The organism is Janthinobacterium agaricidamnosum NBRC 102515 = DSM 9628 (assembly GCF_000723165.1).
GTDB classification, from domain to species: Bacteria; Pseudomonadota; Gammaproteobacteria; order Burkholderiales; family Burkholderiaceae_D; genus Janthinobacterium; species Janthinobacterium agaricidamnosum.
In genome coordinates this window covers 2392917-2408578 of sequence record NZ_HG322949.1, presented here as the reverse complement: position 1 = coordinate 2408578, position 15662 = coordinate 2392917, and the positions used below count along the sequence as shown (strand labels likewise).

Sequence of the window (15662 nt, the reverse complement as noted above, 5' to 3'; positions counted from 1 at the left end):
ATTAAAGCCAGTCCCTGCCCAGCAACTGCATTTCCAGTTCCTGGCGCTGATTGGTCAGCACGCCCTTGTGGCGGGTCAGCATGTCGCGGTGGATGCGCCGCTCCATGCTGCGGCGCGGCCCGGCCTTGGCCAGCGGCGCGATGTACACCCGGTGGCCACCCATCGGCAGCCCCATCATCTGGCCGCACAATACATGCTGCCGCAAGCGCCGCCGCAAGTCGCCGGTCTGGCCGCTGTAGGCGCGCGGCTGGCCATTGCTGGTGAATTCGATCAGGTACAGGCCGCCGCCGCTGGTGCGCTCATCCTTGACCGCATCGGCGATCGGCCCGAGCAGCTGGTAATCGGGGCGCTGCGAGGCCGGTATCCGCGCCAGCGTATCGCTCAAGGTGGCCGGGGTTTCGTCCTGCTCGCCGGACTGCCGGTCCTGGTCCTGGTCCTGGTCTTGATACGGCCCGGGCTGCGGCCCGGGATACGGGAACGGCTCCGCCACGGGCGCCGGCGGCAGCGCGCCATAAGGCCAGGCGCCGCCGTAATACGGCCCGAAAAACGGCGGCCGGCGGCGCGGGACCGGTTTGCGCAGCGGCAGCGGCCGGCCGCCGCCGCGTGCGCGTCCAGCTGCGCCGCGCACTGGTCCGGGCCGGCGGCCGCGCTCGTCCTGCAGCTCGAATTCCTCTTCAAAATCCGCCTCGGGATTCCATTCCGCCGCAAACGGCAGGGTTTCAAATTCCTCGTTCATAGCACCTCCAGAAGATGATGTCGGAGCGCCGTCGCGGCGGCGCGGAGTTCGCCCGGCCGGTGATCGGCCCGCAGCAAAAAAGTCAGCCTGTGGCGCCCGCTCAGCACGGCGTCGATGCCATCGCCGCGCAAGGCGCCTTGCAGCGCGGCGCCATCGATGTGCGCCGCCAGGACCACGCTTTGCACCGGAAAAGCGCCGCCCCGGCAGGCGATGCCGGCCGCGGCCAGCGCGCCGCGCCACCACGCGATACGCTGCCGCAGCAACTGGCGCAGCACGGCGCCATGGCTGCGGTTCAGCCGCAAGGCGCGCTGCCCGGCGGCGAGCGCGGCGCACGACGGCGGGCTGTTATGGATGCGGGTCTGGCTGTGCGCCTCGAAACGCGCCACCATCGCCGCGCTGCCGCTCAGCACCGCCAGCGGCGCGCCGAACGCCTTGGCCAGCGAAGCGCCGACCAGCACGCCGTCGCCGGACCAGCCATGCCGCGCCATGGAGCCGCCGCCGCGCGGCCCGGACAGGCCCAGCACCTGGGTATCGTCGAGCACCAGGTAACCGCCGCCGGCGCCGGCGATGTGCGCATACGCGGCCAGCGGCGGCGCCTTGCCGCTGGCCGGACACACCCCGTCGGCCAGTATCAGCGGCCGCCGCCCACGCAGCAGCCAGCGCCGCGCCAGATCAGCCGCCGCGGCGGCGTCGCCATGCGCAAACACCTGCAGCGGCGCGCCCAGCGCGGCGGCCCGTTCGGCGCCCCACCTTGCCACCGGATACGCGCCGCCATCGATCAGCAGCACCAGCCGCTCGCGCGCCAGCATGCCGAATACATCCCAGAACAGGTGCAAGGTCGATGGCAGCAAGGTGGCCGCTTCGCAGCCCTGCAAGGCCGCCAGTTCGCGCGCCAGCCGGCGCGCGCCGGACGCTTCGCGCAGCGCGGCCGGCCGGCCCGGCGTCAGCGCATCCCAGCCAGCCAGCGCGGACGAAGGATGGCGCATGCCGAGGTATAGCGCGCTGGTGAAGTCGGCCACGTGCTGACGCTTCAGGCACTGCGCACTTGCAGGTTCAGCCGCTGGCGCAGCAGCGCCGATGGCAGCATCGCTTCCATCTTCGGGTCGGCCACCGCGACCGACAGATCGACGCCGGTGGCGGCGCGGTAGGCGTGGATATAGCCTTGCACCTGCGGACGCCAGAAACGGGCCCAGTTGAACGCCTGGGTCGGTTCGTAGATATCGCTCCAGTTACCGTAGCGCACGGACAGCAGCAGCTGTTCGCCGAACATCGCCAGGCTGCGGAAATGCATCACGCTGGTATCGGTCCAGCCCTGCAGTTTTTTCATCGCGTCGACCCGGTCCATCCACGGTTCCGGATACGCCACCATGACCCGGGTCGGCAGGAATTCGCGGAATTCGGGACGCGCCAGCAGCCATTGCTGCATCAGCATTTCAATCCGCGCGGTCGACGGCAAGTCGCCGAACTGGTTGTGCGCGCCCTGCGACAGGATCAGATGCACTTCCTTCAGCGCGTTCAGGACCGGGAATGCGTCGGCCTTGACAGTGGTATCGTCGTCCTGCTTGTAGAACGAGGTCAGCAAGCGCAGCAAATGGTGGAACGCTTCGAGAAACTTGGAGCGGCTGTCGGCCGGCCGGAAATTCTGCACCGCCTTGCCTTCCAGCCGCACGCCGTAATGGTGGTCGTACTCGTAATTGCGGCGCACCACGGTCAGCCGGTGCTGTTCATCCTGGGTATAGCCCCACAACAGGTTGTTCAACGGGCGCAGCATGTCGATCTCGGTATTGGCCAGCGGGTCGTTGACCATGTTAGTCGCGCGCAGGTTCTGGAAGCGCTGGGTGATCGCGTTCATGCTTTGCACCAGCATGCCCTCTTCGTGCCAGTACGACCAGATCAGCTCCAGCAGGCAGGGATTGGCCAGCTTTTCCTGGATGATGCCGAAGCACAAATCGACATCGCCTTCCTGGCCGCGCGGGATGCTGATCGGGATGTCCGGCAGCTTGCGCCGTATCACCGCCAGGTAGGGCAAGGTCGGGAAGCCGTCGACATTTTCCAGGTACTCGGTACGCAGCACGGTTTCCAGGTCGCGGCCGGGCGGAATGTCGCGCCGGTCCAGGTAGGCGTTGTCTTCGGCCGGATTGAAGGCCAGCGGCTGGTTCAGCACGCCGCAATTGACCATCACGAACGCCTCGGTCGCCACCTTCAGCACGCGGTAGGCGTCGGCATCGGAAAACGGCAATGCGCGGCGCTGGCGCAACTGGTGGAACAGCTCGGTCTTTTTCGCAAAGCGGTCTTGCTCGAAACCGCGCACGCCGCTGCTGTCGCTGCAAAACAGGCTGTCCATGAAATGCAGGTAATTGGTGAACGACATCGCCTCGGTGCTGTTGCGGATCAGCGTCCACAGCGGCAAATCCTCGGTCGGTTCGGTTTCGGTGCGCGTCAGCGACACGCCGACGCTGCCCGAGACCGGCTGCGGCGGACGTTCCTCGGCCTCGAATTCGGCGGCCAGCGCCAGCATCGCGTTCGGTCCGTTGTTCGGGCCTTCCGGCATGGCGATGCCTGAACTCATTTCGGGCCGCCGCGACAGCATCAGTTGCGCCGTGAAGCGGTGCGGACCGACGCGCCGCAAGGTATTGCCGAAGGAATGGCCGTCGCCGCGCAACGGCGTCCACGGCGCCGCCGCCACCACTTGCACCAGGTCGCGCCCGGCGCTGCTCTGGTCGCCGTCGAAGGTCACGCTGGCGATGGCCCGGTCGGTGACCCGGCCGGTGCGGCAGTTACTGGGCTGGCAGTCGCCGGTCTCGAACGTCAGCGCCACCTTGGGATCGATATGCGGCTCGAAGCACAGCATGACGCTGCAGCCGGTCCGCACTTCGGCGCATTGCGCATCCGTGGCCGGGAAGTTCTCGTAGACGGCGATATAGGCGGCCGGCTCCAGGTTGGCGAACACCGCCGCGCCGGCATTGTCGGTCCAGCGCATGCCGGCCAGCACCGCGCCGTCGGGCGTCCAGGTGGCCGGATTGAAGTTGGCGCAGCCGCCATCGCCGCCGTGGTACAGGCTGATGGCCGCGTTGACGATCACCGCGGCGCTGCCCTCGTCATGCACGCTGACCTGGATAGTGCCTTGGCGGGCTTTTTTGACCGCCGTAATTTTGCTGCTCATGTCGATCTCCTCATAGGGTAATCAAGCGTCTTCAAAGGTCCGGCGCAGGTTCGCGGTGCTGTGCAAGGGCGGCCGGGCCGGCTTTTCCGGGCGCGCCATGCCGGCGCAGCTTTGCGACGTATCCAGCGTGCTGCGCAAGGCCCAGTAAGTCAGCAGCCGCGCCAGCAAGGTGCTTTCATCCTCGGGATTGAGGCGGCCGTCGGCGCGCGCCTGGCCGATCACGGCGAACACCAGCGACGGCGCGGTCCGGTACATTTGCTGCGGCGTCCGGTTCCAGCCGGTGTACAGCGCCTGCAGCGCCGCCGGCTGGCGCGCCGCCACGTCCATCACCTCGGCCAGCGTGGCGCCGCGCAGCGCCGGCGGCCGGTGATGCAGCAGCAAGCCGGCCAGCGCCGCCATGCCGCGCTGCAGTTGTTCCAGCAACTGGCGCTGGGCGGCCGGCACGCCGTCCAGCGGGTAATACGCTTGCCACAATTGTTCGATGCGGTCCCATTGCGGATGCGGGTACACGGCCCGGCCCATCGCGCAACTGAGCTTGACGCGCAGCCACGGCACCGGATGCGGATCGTCGGCGCTCAGGCGGAACACGAAGGTGCGCGGCAGGCTGACCACGCCGATCAGGCCCAGCGTCGCCACCACGCCGACCCGCAGCAGCGACCAGAAATCGGCGACGATCTCGGAAATCCAGCGCTCCCACAGACGCCACACGTGCGGCGCGCCGCTGCCGCCGTGCTGCATCGATTGCAGCACCGGGCGCAACGAATTGACCAGGTCCAGCAGCGCCGCGCCCTGGTGCCCCACTTCATGGATCAGCGACGAGGCGATGCCGCTGCCGATCATGCGTTCGCGCGGCACCCGGATGATGGCGACCGGATTGTCACCGCCGCCCGGCAAGCGGGTGCGGGCGCGCCGGATCGCCGCGCCGGGACCGCGGTCGAGGTAGCAGATCACCGGCGGCGCCTGGTAATAATCGCCCGGCAAGTGGAGCGCGTCGGCCGACACCACGTCCAGCCCGGACAGCCAGACCCCGGTGTTATGTTCGCTGCGCTGCGTGATGACGTCGTTGAACAAGTCGAACTGGGTCAGCGTGGCGTTGAATTTCAGGCGCAGGAAAGTGAAGCGGCGCTGCGCGTCGGCAGCGCTGCCGGCGCGCGCCTGCGGCCCGCGCAGCCACAACATGAAGCTGGCCACCATCGCATGCAGTTCGCGCCGGCCGCGCACCAGATGGCTTTCGATCGCCGATTGCGCGCTGGGCAGCAAGGCGGCGGCCGGCACCATCGGCTCGGTCAGCGCGAACGGTTCGACGCGCGCCAGCCGGGTCAGCAGCGAGCGCGCCTCTTGCGCCAGCATCCACGCGGCATAGGGATCGATGGCCATGGCAGTCAGGCGCCGTAGAGGATGATCTTTTGGCCGTGGCGCGCCCAGCGGCCGCTATTGCCGCGCTGGCCGCCGCTGCCGGCATTGCCGCGCACCATGCCGCTGCCGTTTTGCAGCGCCAGCTGGCCGCCGCCCTTGCCCAGCAGGCCCGGCGCGAACTGGCGCGCGGCGGCGGCGGCGGCGGCCTGCGCGATCGCGCGCGGGTCGCCATTGCCGCGCGCCGACGCGGCGCGGTTGACGGTGTCGGCGGCCAGCCGCACGAACTGTTTGGCGCCCTCGAATTCGCGTTCCTCGTTCGACTGGGTTTCCGCTTCCAGCCCCAGCGCGCTGCCGGCGGCGCTGGCCAGGCCGCTGCCAATCCTGGCGCCCAGCGGGCCGCCGAAATAACCGCCGATGGCGCCGCCGGCCAGCGGAATCGCCTTCTTGGCCACGCCTTTCAAGACCCCGCCGACCGCCTGGCCGACCGGCGACTTGATGATGTTGCCGGCCACCGAAGCGGCCTTGCGCAGGAAATTGCCGAGGAATTGTTCCAGCTCGGCTTCGTTGCTAACCGACAACAATTCATTGGCCAGTTCCATTTCTTCGGTTTCCGAAAACATGCCTTGCTGCCCGGTTTCGGGATTCCACTCGCCTTGGCCGAATTCGAACTGCTCCGCTTCAAAGCCAGACATCTCCTGGCCGTATTCCAAGGTTGTACGATCAATGTCATGCATGATGAGCTCCAGTGAAGGTGAAACAACAAAATCCCGGCACGGACCACCCGCCCCGGTCAACCATCCAGCACCACGATGTGGCTGCCCTGGCGCTGCCAGCGGCCGGCGCCCGGCCTGCCGCGCAAGCGCACCTGGCCGAGGCCCAGCAGGCCGGGCGCATGGCTGCGCGCCGCGTCCAGCAGCGCGGCCTGCACCTGGCGCCGGGGCCGGTCGCCGCCGGCGCGGCTGCTCTTGGCGACATTGTTGGCGACATCGCCGGCCACCGCGCCGGCGAAGCGCACCAGATGGCGCGCCAGCTCGAATTCCTTGTCTTCCGGGCTCAAGCCTTCCAGTTCCAGGCCGAAGATGGTCGCGGCGCGGTTTTTCAGCGCTTCGGCCGGCGCGCCGCGTATCGGCAGCACGGCCAGCGCGGCGCGCCGCAACGCTTGCAGCAGCGCGCCGCCGAGCGGCGTGCCGGACAGCGCGGCGGCGCCGGCTCCGGTGTCGGCGACCAGCCCGGACAGGAACAGGTCCAGCTGTGCCGGGTTGCGCACTTCCAGCAATTGCGCGCCCAGCACCATTTCGCTTTCATCGTCGAGCCGCGCCGTTTCGCCGGCGTCGGCCAGCCCGGGCTGGTCGGGGATTTCCATCACGGGCATATAGTCGAGCAGGCGGCGGTTCATCGCAGTCTCCGGTGCAAGAAGGCGGGCCATGCCGCCGATAGCGTCGGTACTGCAAGCGGCGTGCCAGCGCATGGCAAGGCTGGCTGGCCGCCGCAGCTCACGGGGCGGCGAAACGCCTTTCGGCCCAGGGTGCGCGGCGCCTGATTCAGCGAATCGCAGTTCGGCGCGGCGAACGGATGAAAAAGATGAGGGGCTGGAAGCAGCCGTTGACGGCCAGCGTCAGCGCGTAGCCGTCGTTGAACACGCCGTCGCTGGCGTCGCTGCTCTGCGCCAGGTTGGCGGCGCTGCTCTGCGACGCCGCCCGGCCGAGCTTCAGGCCGGCCGGCATCGCTTCCAGATCTGATGCCAGGCCGTGCTCAGCGCGGCGCGGTAATGCCATGCATATTCCAGTAAATGCGGCAACCCCGCCAGCACCGGGTTCAGTCCGGCGCAAAAGAACGCCAGTCTCAGCAGCAACAGCGGCATTGGGACAGGGCTGCGGCGCATGATGCTCAAGCCGTGGTGTTGACCAGGTTGCCGCTGGCCTGGGCCGCCGCGCTATTGGACGTAAGAGCGCTGATCGACATGGCGGTCTCCTTGGTGGCCGGTGGTGAAAGAATTTTTATTGTGGGCGCGGGCCGCGCTGCGGGCCGGTGAAGCGCTGTTCCAGCTGCTTGCGCTGTTCCGGCGTCAGCAGGGCCAGGATTTTCTGTTCCGAACGGGCGCGCTGCAGGCTGATCGCGGCAATCGCCTGCCCTTCGGCCTGGGCCAGCGCGGCGGCCCTGGCTTCGTCGAATTGCGCGGCGCGGCTCAGCGCGCGCAATTCCTGGCGCGCCTTGGCGGCGGCCTTGTGCTGCTCGCGCAACGCCGGCGCCTGTTCATGGGTGATGGCAAAAACCTGGTCTTGCTGCGTCTCGCTCAAGTCCAGCCCGCGCAGGAATGGCGGCTGGCCTTGCGCACCGCCAAAGCCATGACCGAAGCCATGGCCAAAGCCCGGGCCCTGACCCGGGCCGCGATGCATGAACGGCGGCGCGCCGGCAGGGCCGGGATGCTGCCCGGGACCGCCCGGTGGCGGTGGCTGATCGGCCCAGGCGGCACCCGGCAATGCCAGTGCGGCGGCCAGCAACAGGATGTTGAACGGTTTTTTCGAGTGATTCACTATGAGAGTCCTGGAAAGTAATCGGAACGGTGATTGTCTGGCTGGCTCATGTAAAGCGCCGTTAGCGTAAAGTAAAATCATGTAAAGAAAATGTGTCGAAACGCTTACATCGCCGTGTAAAAGCGCGTAAATTGGAGCGGCCCCGGCAGCCTTGTTTGATATCATGGACAGCACCACAGCACAGACGGAAGAGAAGCGCGGCGCATGAGCAAAGTATTGCTAATAGACGATGACATCGAACTGGTCGGCATGTTCCAGGAATACCTGGAGCAGGAAGGCTTCCAGGCCAAGGCCGTGCATGACGGCGAAAGCGGCGCGGCCGAAGCATTGACCGGCCTGTATGCGATCGCCATCCTCGACGTGATGATGCCGCGCATGAACGGCCTGGAAACGCTGCGCCGCATCCGCGCCGGCAGCCGTTTGCCGATCCTGATGCTGACCGCGCGCGGCGACGATACCGACCGCATCGTCGGCCTGGAACTGGGCGCCGACGATTACGTCACCAAGCCGTGCACGCCGCGCGAACTGACGGCGCGCATCCGCGCCATCCTGCGCCGCAGCAACGCCAGCCCGGGCGAAACGCCGGGCCTGGCCCCGCTCAGCGTCGGCCATCTGACGATGTGGCCGGAACAGCGGCGCGCCTCGTGGGCCGGCGTGCACCTGGAATTGACCAGCACCGAATTCAACCTGCTCGAAGTATTGGTGCGCAACGCCGGCCGGCCGGTCAGCAAGAACCTGCTGTCGGAACAAGGGCTGGGGCGGCCGATGGCGCGCTTCGACCGCAATATCGACGTGCACCTGAGTAGCCTGCGGCGCAAGCTGGGCATGCTCGACGACGGCCGCTCGTGCCTGCAAACCGTGTACCGCCTGGGTTACCAGCTGATCAAGGAATAAGCCGTGGGCCGCCTGTTCTGGAAGTTTTTCCTGTCGATCCTGCTGGCGCAGGTGACCGCCACCATCGGCATCGGCGGCACGTTCTGGCTCAAGGAGCGCGCCATGCGCCTGCAACAGGCGCAAGATATCGACAGCAGCCCACCGGCCCAGAGCGCGATCGACGCGGCCGCCGCCACGCTGCAATTCGGCGGCGCCGACGCGCTGCGCCAGTTCCTCGACCAGATGCAGCGCCACCGCGTGATGGCGGTCGATGAAAGCGGACATGACATCTTGCAGCGTGAAGTCAAGGCGGCGCTGCTGCTGCAAGCCCGCCACTTGCTGGGCCAGCCCGACAAACAGCGGGTGGTGCGCGAAGTCAGCGCCGCCGACGGCCACCGCTACCTGCTATTCCTGCCCTTTTCCGAACATTTCCGCAGGTTTTTCCCCGGCGGGATGGTCCCGCCATTGGCCGATGGCAAGCCCAATCCAGCCCCCGGCCCCGCGTATGACGGCGCCAGGCCCCCTGCCATGCGCGGCTTGCCGCCGGTGCCGATCTACTCGCCGTTCCGCAGCGTCATTCCGATCGTCGGCGCGACGCTGGCCAGCCTGTTGTTCGCCTTCTTGCTGGCCTGGTATTTTTCGCGTCCGATCCGTGAATTACGGCAAGCGTTCGAAGCCGCGTCGGGCGGCGACCTGGCGCCGCGCTTCGGCCCGCCAGGCAAGCACAGCGACGAGCTGCAAGCGCTGGGATACGACTTCGACCGCATGACGGGCCGGCTGCGCAGCCTGATGGATGGCCAGACCCGCTTGCTGCACGATGTGTCGCACGAGCTGCGCTCGCCGCTGGCGCGGCTGCAGGCGGCGATCGGCCTGGCGCACCAGCAGCCCGACAAGATGGCGGCGTCGATGGAGCGCATCGAACGCGAAAGCGTGCGCATGGATAAACTGGTCGGAGAATTGCTGACGCTGTCGCGCCTGGAAGCCGGCGCACTGCATGCGATGGGTGAAGACATCAGTATCGCCGACCTGATCGATGAAATCTCCGGCGACGCCCGCTTCGAGGCAGCCAGCCGCACTATCGCCATCGGCGTGGCCGGCGAAGCCGACGTGACGGTCGCCGGCCACGCCGACCTATTGGGCCGCGCGGTGGAAAACGTGGTGCGCAACGCCATCAAGCACAGTCCCGAGGGCGGCGCCGTGGAACTGGAAGTCGGCGTGCAGGACCACGGCCAGTCGGTGCGCATCGCGGTGCTGGACCGCGGCCCGGGCGTGGCGCAGGCCGACCTGAAGGCGATCTTCCAGCCGTTTTTCAGGGCCGCCAATACCGAAAAAACCGAAGGCCACGGCCTGGGACTGGCGATCGCCAGGCACGTGGTGCAAGTCCACCGCGGCACGATCAGCGCGCACAACCGCGATGGCGGCGGCCTGTGCGTGGAAATCCTGCTGCCGCTGAAGCAGGATTAAAGTTGCGCTGAATACATGCTTGAGCTGTCTTGCATCAAGCCTTCGGCAGCGTTACGCCGCTTTGGCCCTGGTATTTACCGTCGCGGTCCTTGTACGAGGTTTCGCACTCTTCATCGCTTTCAAAGAACAGCACTTGCGCGCAGCCTTCACCGGCATAGATCTTGGCCGGCAGCGGCGTGGTATTCGAGAATTCCAGCGTCACATAACCTTCCCATTCCGGTTCGAACGGCGTCACGTTGACGATGATGCCGCAACGGGCATAAGTCGATTTACCGAGGCAAATCGTCAATACGCTGCGCGGAATGCGGAAATATTCGATGGTGCGCGCCAGGGCGAACGAATTCGGCGGAATGATGCAGACATCGCTTTTCACGTCGACGAAGGAATTCGAATCGAAGTTTTTCGGATCGACGATGGTGCTGTTGATATTCGTGAAAATCTTGAATTCATCGGCGCAGCGGATATCGTAACCGTACGACGAGGTGCCGTAGGAAATCACCTTGCGGTCATTGACGCTGCGCACCTGGCCCGGTTCGAAGGGCTCGATCATGCCGGTTTGTTCCGCCATCCGGCGTATCCATTTATCGCTTTTAATCGTCATCGCAAAGGCATTTTCTTAAGAATTTCAGGGGAATGGCTGGGCTGCGCGGCGCTTCGGAGGGAAACAACTGGAGGGCGCGCGGCCCGGATGGCAGGATTTTACGCGAAAAGACCCTGCTTTTGGCCTTCTCCATCTTACTTTTCCTTCAAAAAATGCGCATGCTACGTGGAAAGCAACGCTGAAATCATCTTGTGCACCTCGTTGGCCGCCACCCGCGGCGACTCCATCGGAAACAAATGGCCGCCCGGAACTTGCCGGAAAAAGCGCCCGACCAGCTTGCGCGTGGCGGTCAGACCCGCCTGGCGGCATTCGACCGACTCGCTGCCGCCGATAAAACCGATCGGCACCGGCAAGCCGTCGCGGACCAGCGCACCGATATGATGCGGCAAACCGAGATATACCTGGGTCTCGATTTCGCGCGTAAAACGCAGTTGCACACCGTCCGGATGCGGCGCCAGGCCGTTAGCTATATAGTCGCGCAACACTTGCGGTGCCCACGCCGCAAACAGGTCCTTGCCGGCGAAATGCCGATACGCCGCTTGCGCATCGGGCCACAGCTTGCGCCGCTTGGCCGAAAACCGCGCCGGCGACAAACTCTCACCCCACCTGGTGCCGCGCGCGAGGCGCACGAACCACGCGCGCCAGCCCGCCACCACCGGCGCATCGAGCAAGACCACGCAGCGCACCAGGTCCGGCCGCGCCTTGGCCAGCATCAAACTCAACATGCCGCCCAGCGAATGGCCGACCATGATGACGGGTTCGGTATAACGTTGTTCCAGGTCGGCAATCAATTCCTGCACCAGTTCGTGCCAGCCGGTGCTGACCGGATAACGCGGATCATGGCCGTGCATGTCGAGCGCCTGGATCCGGTAATGCTCGCCCAGCAAATCGAAGAATTGGCGATAAGTGCCCGCCGGATAGCTATTGGCGTGCGCGAAGTGTAACTGCGGTCTGGTCATGAGTATCTGTGCCGCCAGCGCCGGTAACGGCCTGGCTGGACGGCATCCGTTTGCTGAGTTGGCTAATTGTAATCGCCGGCAAACGGATCGTATTGGGAGGATATCTTCTAATTCACAAAGGAATCGATCACTTCGTGCAACTCGGCCACGCTGTCGACCACGCAAAAAGCATGATCGAACGCATAATGCCGGTTCATACTGTTACGCACCACGATGCATTCCAGTCCCGCCGCATTGGCCGCCCGCAAACCGCGCGGAGAATCTTCCACCGCGATGCATTCATCGGGATGCAAGCCGAAGCGTTGCAGGCCCATCAAATAACCATCGGGCGCCGGTTTGCTGTTTGCATACATTTCGCGCGTCAATACAAAATCGAAATAGCCCTGCAATGCGCACGTCGCATGGCTTTGCCGGAAATGCTCGCCATGCGCGCTGGTGACGACCGCCATCGGTATGCGGCGCCAGAAATGGGACAGCAGCTGCTCCATATCGCGGATCGCCACATGCTGCGCCTGGCGCAGCAATGCGCTGAAACGCCGGCGCCGTTCGATACGTAATAACTGGATACGCTCGTCGCCATAGCCCTTGGCCCTTAATAAATGCCAGGCGCCGTAATTTTCATCCAAAAACCAGTCGAAATATTGTTTTTCCGTCAAATCGACTGCATGCTCCCGCAATAACTGGCGGTTAGCTTCATAAAATAAACGCTCGGTATCGACCAGCACACCGTCGTTATCCCACAGCACGCCTTTGATCTTTTTCATGATCGCGCCTGTTTAATGGAAGAATATGTCGTACGACAGTTTGACGATCAACAGCGCCAGCAACACCAGGAACAATACGCGCACAAAAGCCGCGCCGCGGCGCACCGCGATCCAGGTGCCGGTCATCGCGCCGAGGATATTAAAGACCGCCATCGGCGCGGCCACCGCATATACCACATGGCCGGCCGGGATAAAAAAAGCCAGCGCCGCGATATTGGTGGCGATATTCACCAGTTTCGAACAAGCCGACGCCAGGATGAAATCGAAGGCGAACACCCGGATAAACAGGAAAATCAGGAAGCTGCCGGTGCCGGGACCAAACAGGCCGTCGTAAAAACCGATCGCGCCGCCGATCACCATCGCCAGTATCCGTTCGCGCGGGCCGATCGGCCGGCTCTCGCGCACCGTGCCGAAATCCTTCTTGATGAAGGTATAGATCGCCATCACGATAATCAGTACCAGCACCAGCGGGCGCACCACGTGCTGCGGCACGAACGATACCGCCGCCGCGCCGATGAACGACATGACGAACGCCGCGGCCACCGCCGGCAGCACCAGCAGCCAGGGAATGCTGACCTTGCCGATGAAAGAACGGGCGGCAAACGCGGTGCCGCAAGCGGAGGCGATCTTGTTAGTGCCCAGCAGGGAGGTCGAGACCATGCCCGGCATCAGGTTGAACAACGCCGGCAACTGGATCAAGCCGCCGCCGCCGACCGCGGCATCGATCAGCCCGGCAAAAAAGGCGAACATGCATAAAAGGGAAATCGTGAGCATCGCCGCTGTTCCTGGATTGAATATGAGTCTGACAAACCGAGTATAGGCGGTGGATACTTTTCTGGATGCAACTTCAAATTGCGAAAAACGCAATCAACCATGGCGCTTGACGGAATTACCCGCGATGCGGTCTACTGGCAGGCATCGTCCTGGAGTGAGCATAATGTCCATCAAACTGATGTGGGAAATCCGCGCCTTTTGCACCGTCGTCGACAAACGCAGCTTCGTCCACGCCGCGCGCATGCTGGGCTGCTCGCCGAGTGCCGTGACGCGCGCCATCCAGTACCTGGAAGAAGCGATCGGCGCCGAACTGATACTGCGCACCCAAAAGCAATTCACGCTGACCATGGCCGGCACGGCGTACCACGTCTTCGCCCAGCAATTGCTGGAAACCCAGGCCGAGGCGGAAGACCAGCTATCCGAACTGAGCAACTCGCCGCAAGGGTGGGTGCGCATTTCGGCGCCGGAAATCCTCAGCCTGGGATTCCTGCCCAAAGTGGTGGCAAAATTTTCGCGCGACTATCCGAGCGTGTCGATCGACATCAACTTCACCGACAAGACCGTCGATCCGATCGAGGAAAAGCTCGACTTCGCAATCCGCGGCGCCTTTCCCCGGTCGAGCGAATTGATCGGCTACGAACTGTGGAAATACCGGCGCTATATGTATGCGTCGCCGGACTACCTGGACCGCATGGGCATACCGCACGAACCGGAAGACCTGGCGGCGTACGACGTGGTCATCCATACCGCGCCGAGGATCTTGCGCGACTGGCATTTTGTATCGCTGGAGCGCACCGTGCGCTACCAGGTCAAGCCACGCTACCGTTTTACGTCCGGCATCGCGGTGCTGCACGTCGCGCTGGAAGGCGCCGGCATCGCCCGTCTCGGCAGCTGGCTGGCCGAACCGCTGGTCAAGGAAGGCAAGCTGGTGAGGGTGTGCGCGGCCTATCACCTGACCTCGTCGAAGGGACTCGATCCGAGCATCCATGCGGTGTATGGCTCGCCCAAGCTGGCCAAGGGCGCGCGGCTGTTTCTGGAACAGATACGCAAGCATGCGGCGGGCAGCATACCGGATGAACGCGGGCGCTGAGCTTATTGTGCATGCCAGTAGCGCCTGAATCTACGTTATATCTCTATCATAAGTGGCCGCACCTCATCTCCTCGCCCCTGGGAGACGTACGGCAGTCATGGTACAGTCCGAAATATGCGATATCTCGATCAATCTCGTCTGCATGTTTTGAGAGCAATGTAGCGAATAGGCGAAAAATATCGAAGAAAAATTCAGGACAAAAAGTTCTGAATGTGCTTTTGTTTATGACAGCAGAAGCATGCTCATCGATCACCGGTCACAGTGTTGAGGCTCTACATTTTTTTCGACAACTTTCGTACATGGTCTTTTTCAGCTTCGGAAAAATTCCCACATCGCCGACGAGCGCAATGCTCTGAAATAACGTGGACATGGTAATACCACCACCAAATGATCATATTCAAAAGTAGAGCGTAGTTAGTAAAAACTGAATCGCCACAACCATCGTAGATACTCCTGAGCCATAATTTAGGCAAAGGAGAAATCATGAGGGGTAAGCGTTATACGGAAGAATTTAAGGTCGCTGCGGTCAAGCAGGTTGTTGAGCGTGGGCATCCAACGGCCGAAGTCGCTGAACGGCTGGGCGTCAGTATCCACAGCATCTATGCGTGGACAAAACGGTACGAGGTGCCAGAAGCCGAGCGCAAGGCCCAGGACGCCCAATCAGACGAGATGCGGCGACTGAAGGTGGAATTGAAGCGCGTCACCGAGGAGCGCGATATCTTGAAAAAGGCCGCGGTGTACTTTGCCAAGACGTCCGGGTAAGGTACGCCTTCATTCAAGAGGTACAGGACGAATTTCCAGTGCGGCGTTTGTGCAAGATGATGGGAGTGCATCCCAGCGGTTTCTATGCGTGGCGCCTTCAGCCGGAAAGCAAGCGCACCAAGGAAGACAAGCGCCTGCTCGGTCACATTCAATAGTCATGGCTGGAAAGCGGCGCGGTCTACGGCTACCGCAAGGTCTCCGACGATCTGCGCGACCTGGGAGAGCGATGCGGCATCAATCGCGTTCACCGCATCATGCGCTCAGCGGGCCTGCGCTCGCAAACCGGATACGGTAAGCGCAAATGGAAAGGTAGCAGCGCGCCATCGGTGGTGGCGCCGAATCATTTGCAGCGGCAATTTGACGTGCTTGAGCCAAATCGGGTCTGGGTGACGGACATCACCTACATTCGAACCCATGAAGGCTGGCTGTACCTGGCAGTGGTACTTGACCTGTTTTCGCGCCAGGTCGTCGGCTGGTCGATGAGTTCGCGGATCGATACGGAACTGGCGATGAACGCGCTGCTGATGGCGGTTTGGCGACGCAAGCCGGTCGATCCTGTGATGGTTCATTCGGATCAGGGCTCGCA

General features: G+C 63.9%; 15 protein-coding genes and 1 pseudogene (1 of these 16 only partly in view). 4 read left to right on the top strand and 12 right to left on the bottom strand.

The annotated features are described in order from the left end of the window. Position 1: 1 nt before the first annotated feature. From GJA_RS10325 to GJA_RS10290, 8 genes are all read right to left on the bottom strand, one after another. Complete coding sequence (locus GJA_RS10325) at positions 2-736, bottom strand: GIY-YIG nuclease family protein (protein WP_038491770.1); 735 nt, start codon at positions 734-736, stop codon at positions 2-4. Next, positions 733-1755: an aminotransferase class I/II-fold pyridoxal phosphate-dependent enzyme gene (locus GJA_RS10320; RefSeq protein WP_038491767.1), complete on the bottom strand. Its 1023-nt coding sequence runs from the start codon at positions 1753-1755 to the stop codon at positions 733-735. The genes GJA_RS10325 and GJA_RS10320 overlap by 4 nt, the downstream gene beginning before the upstream one ends. An 11-nt stretch (positions 1756-1766) precedes the next feature. Further along, positions 1767-3899 carry a hypothetical protein gene (locus tag GJA_RS10315; RefSeq protein WP_051780608.1) on the bottom strand — a complete coding sequence of 711 codons (2133 nt, stop codon included), beginning with the start codon at positions 3897-3899 and terminating at the stop codon, positions 1767-1769. A 21-nt stretch (positions 3900-3920) separates the two neighbouring features. After that, positions 3921-5276 (bottom strand): hypothetical protein, encoded by a 1356-nt coding sequence (locus GJA_RS10310; protein WP_038491764.1) that lies wholly within the window; start codon positions 5274-5276, stop codon positions 3921-3923. A 5-nt stretch (positions 5277-5281) separates the two neighbouring features. Beyond that, positions 5282-5989 carry a hypothetical protein gene (locus GJA_RS10305; RefSeq protein ID WP_081905332.1) on the bottom strand — a complete coding sequence of 236 codons (708 nt, stop codon included), beginning with the start codon at positions 5987-5989 and terminating at the stop codon, positions 5282-5284. Between the two features lie 56 nt (positions 5990-6045). Then, the gene (locus GJA_RS10300) at positions 6046-6651 is read right to left on the bottom strand and encodes a hypothetical protein (RefSeq protein ID WP_038491761.1); all 606 of its coding nucleotides are present in this window, start codon (positions 6649-6651) and stop codon (positions 6046-6048) included. A 145-nt stretch (positions 6652-6796) separates the two neighbouring features. Then, positions 6797-7030: a hypothetical protein gene (locus tag GJA_RS10295; protein ID WP_144241476.1), complete on the bottom strand. Its 234-nt coding sequence runs from the start codon at positions 7028-7030 to the stop codon at positions 6797-6799. A 222-nt stretch (positions 7031-7252) separates the two neighbouring features. Then, positions 7253-7789, bottom strand: a complete 537-nt coding sequence (locus tag GJA_RS10290; protein ID WP_242404506.1) for a Spy/CpxP family protein refolding chaperone — start codon at positions 7787-7789, stop codon at positions 7253-7255. A gap of 204 nt (positions 7790-7993) precedes the next feature. On the opposite strand from GJA_RS10290, the gene GJA_RS10285 reads away from it, so the two are divergent. Both GJA_RS10285 and GJA_RS10280 read left to right on the top strand, forming a co-directional pair. Continuing rightward, the gene (locus tag GJA_RS10285; RefSeq protein ID WP_038491754.1) at positions 7994-8683 is read left to right on the top strand and encodes a response regulator transcription factor; all 690 of its coding nucleotides are present in this window, start codon (positions 7994-7996) and stop codon (positions 8681-8683) included. A 3-nt stretch (positions 8684-8686) separates the two neighbouring features. Further along, the gene (locus GJA_RS10280) at positions 8687-10126 is read left to right on the top strand and encodes an ATP-binding protein (protein WP_038491751.1); all 1440 of its coding nucleotides are present in this window, start codon (positions 8687-8689) and stop codon (positions 10124-10126) included. 34 nt (positions 10127-10160) lie between these two features. Here GJA_RS10280 and dcd read toward each other — a convergent pair whose 3' ends face one another. The 4 genes from dcd to GJA_RS10260 all read right to left on the bottom strand — a co-directional run bounded on the left by dcd (position 10161) and on the right by GJA_RS10260 (position 13224). Continuing rightward, positions 10161-10727, bottom strand: a complete 567-nt coding sequence (dcd, locus tag GJA_RS10275; RefSeq protein ID WP_038491749.1) for a dCTP deaminase — start codon at positions 10725-10727, stop codon at positions 10161-10163. Positions 10728-10888: 161 nt separating this feature from the next. After that, positions 10889-11686 carry an alpha/beta hydrolase gene (locus GJA_RS10270; RefSeq protein ID WP_038491746.1) on the bottom strand — a complete coding sequence of 266 codons (798 nt, stop codon included), beginning with the start codon at positions 11684-11686 and terminating at the stop codon, positions 10889-10891. A 107-nt stretch (positions 11687-11793) separates the two neighbouring features. Then, positions 11794-12450 (bottom strand): HAD family hydrolase, encoded by a 657-nt coding sequence (locus GJA_RS10265; protein WP_038491743.1) that lies wholly within the window; start codon positions 12448-12450, stop codon positions 11794-11796. 12 nt (positions 12451-12462) lie between these two features. Then, on the bottom strand, positions 12463-13224 hold the full coding sequence (locus GJA_RS10260; RefSeq protein WP_038491740.1) for a sulfite exporter TauE/SafE family protein: 762 nt from the start codon (positions 13222-13224) through the stop codon (positions 12463-12465). A gap of 163 nt (positions 13225-13387) precedes the next feature. Between GJA_RS10260 and GJA_RS10255 the strand changes: the two genes are divergently transcribed. Together GJA_RS10255 and GJA_RS26645 are read left to right on the top strand one after the other, a co-directional pair. Next, positions 13388-14314 (top strand): LysR family transcriptional regulator, encoded by a 927-nt coding sequence (locus GJA_RS10255; RefSeq protein WP_038491737.1) that lies wholly within the window; start codon positions 13388-13390, stop codon positions 14312-14314. A 483-nt stretch (positions 14315-14797) separates the two neighbouring features. Further along, positions 14798-15662: pseudogene (locus GJA_RS26645) on the top strand (IS3 family transposase) (it continues 323 nt past the right edge of the window).